Raw genomic sequence first — 5793 nt, 5'->3', positions numbered from 1 at the left:
ATTAATTAAGAAAGATGGACAACCAAGGAGGCAGGTTACTGATAGCTTCGCTATGTTCGGACTACCAACCGAACTGTGTTTTTACTTTCTACTGCTAGTATAACTCAAATATCCCACTCAGAGTAGTTTGCTTAAAACTCTGAATGGGATATTTGGTAATTATAACGTCCGCTTGAATAGTTATGTAACTCATGGTATCCATAGCAGTCATGAATTGACAAAATTTATTTTTTGAGTTAATGTTTTGTCATGGCCATGAATGTCATGATAGTAATCATGATCATGGATCAAAAGAAACATAAATCAAGGAGGAATTTTCATGAAAGCCAACGTTGTTATTAAGGACGAGGTAGCCCACATGTATGATAGCAAGTGGAGCTTAACCTTCCAAAGAGTTATTTATATGTATTCTGATGGAACTAGCGAGTCTGGATTTCGTTTCATCTGGCGTAGGCCAGATGGTCATTTGCAGGCTGCTCGTGGTCAAGCAAGAATCCCATCTCGTTCAATTTTAGAAGAACTAACGCAAGCAGCTGAATTAAAGGGATGGTACTAAAGAATCATTAATTAAAATAAGTCCTAGCATCTATGAATAAAGATGCTAGGACTTATTTTAATTAATGATAGCAAATAGATATCAGTATACCGTGGCCCTGTGAGTAAAGACTTAGGGACCATATTAGTTATAGACCCTAAAGCTGCTTTGGGGATTGTAAATTGGTGGTTCTCTATTCAGTTACTAACTGTTGGACAGTGTCGGATATGTGGATTTGTGTCTTATACTTCTTAAGGTCATGATTGTTAGTCGCTGTATTTCCCTTATGGTTTAACAAGGCATTTAGCGCCGCTAAGTTGCTAACATAAGCCTGATTAACGTAGGTACGAGGAACGATACGCGTAATTTTAACATAACTGCCCTTATGATAAGCCATCACATAAGGATCTTTGACCCCAGGATTAAGACCCGTCGTTAAGGTTAGTTTGGTCCATTCATTCCCCATCGTATTATCAGTGAACCAAGCGGTCCAGTAACCATTGGTCGCCTTATTGTTAGGAGAAATTTCCTTTTCACTAGGCAATTTAGTGTACCCGACTTTATAGGATAAAAACGGATCAAATCGATCAATCGTCCCAATACCTTTATAATATCCAAAACATAAAATGCCAACACTAACCAGTGCTAGTACGATCAAGCCACCTAAACCAAAAGTCCAACGACGATAACGACTTTTAAGCTTAACATCATGATCTATCTGGGTGGCCAAAGAGGGTTCTTTATCTTTTTTCATTGCAATCTCCTCGTTAAATAGAAGTTTTTCGAGTGAGATGTTAAACAATTGACTCAAAGCATGCAGGGTCTCTAAACTTGGCATATTCTTGCCAGTTTCCCAAGTTGAGACCGTTTGACGGGTCACATGCAATTGTTGAGCTAACGCTTCTTGGGTTAAATTAGATTGCCTGCGCAAGGTCTTAATATCGTCTTTAAAGCTCAAATCTCACTCCTCCTAAATCATAATCAAGGATCTAAGGCAATCCTAGCAAGAATTACTAGCAATAGTCACGCAAATGTTACTTGCAACTGAACACGACCGGTTAATCTCCTAATAAATTGAGGTATAATCTTATTTAGTACAAAAATAAAACCGTTTTTCAGATCGTTATTACGATCTGAAAAACGGTTTTAAAAATGGCCAGAGGTCCATTTGATACCAGGTATCTATGAATATTGTTCTAACCAATTTTGAAAACACGCTAATATCAATTACGATTATACTTAAACAAAGTTTGGCATTTAGAGAGCAAAGTAAGAACGTGAAACATATTTAGTCAACACTAATACTGCCAATATAATACAAGGAGCTACTCAAATCTGTCTTTTGAGGATTATCTTTTAGTGTTTTAATTTTAGATGTATAATCTGGATTTTCAACCCATATATTCATAAAGTGGTTACTACATTCAATTGTAATATTTCCACTATGTTTTTTTAATATGGTATTCCATCCACAATAATAATTCATGTCTTTAGATTCTGCGTGGCCCAAAATTATTAGTTTGGGTTTAAGTTTTTCTAGAATGGCACCAGGGACATGGCCACTTTTTCTACCATGATGAGGGGCTAACAATACATCTATTTTGGGCCAAACAACATTATCTTCAATTTTTTGCATAAATTTGGTTTCCAAATCCCCCATCCATAAAAATGTTGCGTTATCTTCAATAGAGTACTTTATAATTGGAGAGATATTATTAGGGCTGGCATCTGCCTGATCAAGTGCCGATTGAAAATCTTCATTCGATGTATCAGGCCACAGTATCATTATACCGGAACTTCCTCTTTCATTAGATCCTTGATTCATCCATTTTCGACTACAATCTTTTTCTATGTAAAAAGCTCTATTCTCGTCATCTCTTAAATTAGAATAAGCTTTAAAGGAGGGTGTAATGTCTTGTTTCGTGACACTGTTTTTAACACAGTAAAAATTTTCGATATTACTTATATCTTCCAATCCATGAAAGTGATCTTCATCAGGGTGAGTTGAAATAAACCTAAATATAGACTTCTTAGACCGTATATCTTGAATTTCATTTAAGATGGTTGTTCTACAGGAACTGTCTTCAGGTAAATTACAATCAATGATTGAAAAATTATCTGAATTGTGTTCAATATAAGACATATCCCCATTACTTACATTAAAAAATTTAACTATGCTCATGATTTTCCCCTTTTATATAATTTTCGACTAAGACATTATTGGCAAATTTTTCTCCAGTCTTATGTGCGGCATACGTAGTTATAATCCAAATAATAATAAAATAAATATGTACTTTATAATTATAATAGATATATGGAAACTTAGACATGAGTGGATAAAATATGACAAAAACTATAGATAGCACACTTATATCACGGGTTAAAAGGTAGTTTGAATTTGAAAAGAAAATTATGTTTTCATTTCTTACGGCTGTATATAAAGCATACCATTTTTTGTTTTGGTATAGTTTATCTTGACTATTTTGATTAATTTCTTTCCAAATATTTTTATAGAATTTTTGTAAATTTATTTTTGACACTCTGAAATCTGAATAATTCCCATAAAATAGTTTTGTTAGTGCTGTATTTCCAGGTATTTTATCCATGTTTCCAAAAACTAAAACGTTTTTGATTCTAGTTGACAGTACACTATCTAAGATATTTGAATATATATATATAATTCCCATACTTCCTAGAAAAGTAAATAAGCTGAAAATGAAATCATAATTATTAACAAAATATTTATGTGATATTTTAGTTGAAAATAGCGTAATAATAATAGCATTGGCACATATAAAATATTGAACTTCCTTAGTTTTATAAATTTTTAGATTATTCATTTCACCATACCTTTTAGATTTTGATGAAATTTTATTTCACCAAAAATGCCACCAACTATTATTGACTTTATTTTTAGATACTTTCTTTTTATCCTGCTTATAGTTTTTATCTTTGACTTGACTAGAATTAATGCTATTCAACAAGGTATCATCTTTATCATTTTCGGGCCGTTTTTGAATTGAACTAGAAGGTTCAGACAACCCACTCAATTTCTGAACGTGTTCTTTTAATTGATGATTTTCTGCTACCGTTGCTAATTGTAACTGCTGCTGCTGATCCACCAATTTTGTTAGATGATCTATTTGTCTGTCTTTGATAGCAATCTGTTTGTCACGTTGATCCTTTAAATCTTCTACTTCTTTTCGCAAAGTAGCAATTAGCTCATTATTTTCTTTGCTAGTATTTGTCGTTTTTTTGCTACCTATTTGTTGGTTTTTTGCTACCTTACTTCTAATAATCCTTTCAGCTGTAAGACTTATCACGTTTTTACCTTGACTATCTTTTTGTCGGTTCTTTGTTGGTAGTCTTTGGTAGTGGTATTGAATAGTTTGTTTAGAGACCTTTAATTCATCAGCAAGTTCTCTAATAGTTTTAGGCATGATTTCCAAACCCCTTTCGGAGTTCAGCAAGCATTTCTTGTCTTGTCTGATCTCTTATTTTTTTATCATGTTCGGCTTGTTTGACAGCCAATGCTTGCTTTTCAGTAGAACCTAGAGTTAACCCCTTAACTTTATCAATGGCACGCCATTTTTCCTGTTCTGTTAATTCACCATTATGCTGAATGTTAAAGAGTTTTTGACGTTCATCTTGAAATTGACCTTGTGAGAAGTCATTAGCGTTTTTCTTTTCAGACTTCCAAGTAAAAGAATACCCAATCACTGGTTTTCCGCGGCCTTTACCATATTTTTTTCTAACCGTTAGGCCTCTAAAAAGAGGCGTAAGTTCCTCTTTGATGGGTTTTAAAACGGATTGATTTATATTGCTACTTTTATAGCTTTTAGGGACATCTAATAGCTCGTTAAAGTCTGCAACTGAAAAGTAAGCGTACCCAGTAGTTCTAAATTGTTTTAGTAACCGAAACATGGTTTTTGCGTAGCTACTTTTCAAATCTCTGAATTCTGATAAAGCATAACGAACCCAACTTTCCAGCTCATTTAATAATTTTATAGCTTTGGGGTAAATTTTAATATCAACATAAGGATCATCAGCATGGCCGTTTATCTCAAATTCGGTAAACATAACAAAAAATTCACGATGCAGCCCATCTTTACTACGCCTTCCAAAGCGTAAGCCTAAAATTTTTTGATAAGTACTTTCAATATCGTCAATAAATCGGTTATTTGCTGTAGGTTTATATGCACTTAATTCTTTTAATTGATCAAATGAAAACCTTACAGTTTCGTCACCCTTGTCACGCATTCTAGAAACTATTGAGAAGAATAAATTCATTTCAACAGGAGTGAATTTTCGAAGTGGGATTGTATTTAATTCAGGATCATATTTAACAATTTCATTACTCAAATGAAGCACCTCTTTTAATGAATATGGTTTTATGAATATATAATACTACAAAACTCTATCTATAAACAGACAAAACTCTATCTATAAACAGACAAAACTCTATCTATAAACAGACAAAACTCTATCTATAAACAGACAAAACTCTATCCATAAACTCCTGTATTCCCTGGGAGAGTAAGGCTCAATAGGGGTCTAAAAGAGGTTTAAAAGAGGTTTATAAAAGAGGTTTAAAAGAGGCACCACTGTACAAGATCAAAATCTAAAACAAAAATACAAAGGAGTGAGCCCAAAAACAGGCTCACATTAAACTTCATTCGCTACGCTCTTTGCGCCTCACTTCGTTCGTTGCCTACAAAGGAGTGGCAAGCCACATTAATTCGGGCGCTGACGCCCCGAACCCCGTCCAAGCTGAGCCAGCTTGACCGCTTTTTCACTCGCCGTTAGGCAGGAAAGCAAAGTTTTATAGAAACTTTGGCTTTCGCCAATGCAGTGTTAAGACTGGTTTAGAACTGTCAATTCCTTATGCTCCCACGCTACGCTCGTCCGCTACCATTGACAGCAAATAGTTAGCTTTTCTAAAACTTGATAAAGATTTAACTACTATGTCCCTTTTTAAGAGCCTTATTTTTCGTTCTCAGCGATTTTAAGGCTATTTATATACATTTATACCAAAGTCAAAATAAAAAGCCCTCAGCAGGCTTTTAGAGGGCTAAATAACGAAGCCAGGACGATTAATAATATCTTCTTGTCTTTTTTGCAAAACATAAGTATACAGGGAATCATACAAATTCTTTTTGATCTCGTCAGGTTCATTGACAGAAGCTTCAAACAATTCTTGAATATCAACTTGCCAAGGATCAGCAAGCATTTCATCAATTGGTTTTAATACTTTCTTT

7 protein-coding genes are annotated in these 5793 nt (G+C 34.1%); 1 reads left to right on the top strand and 6 read right to left on the bottom strand.

Annotation, left to right across the window (positions count from 1 at the left end; genetic code table 11):
* The first annotated feature begins 319 nt into the window (after positions 1–319).
* Positions 320–556, top strand: coding sequence for a hypothetical protein (locus FFM78_RS13340; RefSeq protein ID WP_137638884.1), 237 nt, complete (start codon positions 320–322; stop codon positions 554–556).
* A gap of 172 nt (positions 557–728) precedes the next feature.
* On the opposite strand, the gene FFM78_RS13335 is transcribed toward FFM78_RS13340, so the two are convergent.
* The 6 genes from FFM78_RS13335 to FFM78_RS13310 all read right to left on the bottom strand — a co-directional run.
* Positions 729–1493 (bottom strand): helix-turn-helix domain-containing protein, encoded by a 765-nt coding sequence (locus tag FFM78_RS13335; RefSeq protein WP_137638883.1) that lies wholly within the window; start codon positions 1491–1493, stop codon positions 729–731.
* Positions 1494–1823: 330 nt separating this feature from the next.
* Positions 1824–2717 (bottom strand): ComEC/Rec2 family competence protein, encoded by an 894-nt coding sequence (locus tag FFM78_RS13330; RefSeq protein ID WP_137638882.1) that lies wholly within the window; start codon positions 2715–2717, stop codon positions 1824–1826.
* Complete coding sequence (locus tag FFM78_RS13325; protein ID WP_010625614.1) at positions 2704–3375, bottom strand: hypothetical protein; 672 nt, start codon at positions 3373–3375, stop codon at positions 2704–2706. The genes FFM78_RS13330 and FFM78_RS13325 overlap by 14 nt, the downstream gene beginning before the upstream one ends.
* 36 nt (positions 3376–3411) lie before the next feature.
* Positions 3412–3975: a DUF536 domain-containing protein gene (locus tag FFM78_RS13320; RefSeq protein WP_137638881.1), complete on the bottom strand. Its 564-nt coding sequence runs from the start codon at positions 3973–3975 to the stop codon at positions 3412–3414.
* Complete coding sequence (locus FFM78_RS13315; protein ID WP_137638880.1) at positions 3968–4897, bottom strand: replication initiation protein; 930 nt, start codon at positions 4895–4897, stop codon at positions 3968–3970. Before FFM78_RS13315 ends, FFM78_RS13320 begins: the two co-directional genes overlap by 8 nt.
* 709 nt (positions 4898–5606) lie before the next feature.
* Positions 5607–5793: hypothetical protein (locus FFM78_RS13310; RefSeq protein ID WP_171001906.1), on the bottom strand; the 187-nt coding region annotated here is incomplete at its 5' end.

The organism is Loigolactobacillus binensis, assembly GCF_005405165.1.
Lineage (GTDB): Bacteria > Bacillota > Bacilli > Lactobacillales > Lactobacillaceae > Loigolactobacillus > Loigolactobacillus binensis.
The sequence above is the reverse complement of the archived record's forward strand: the minus strand, read 5'-3'. Positions and strand labels throughout refer to the sequence as shown.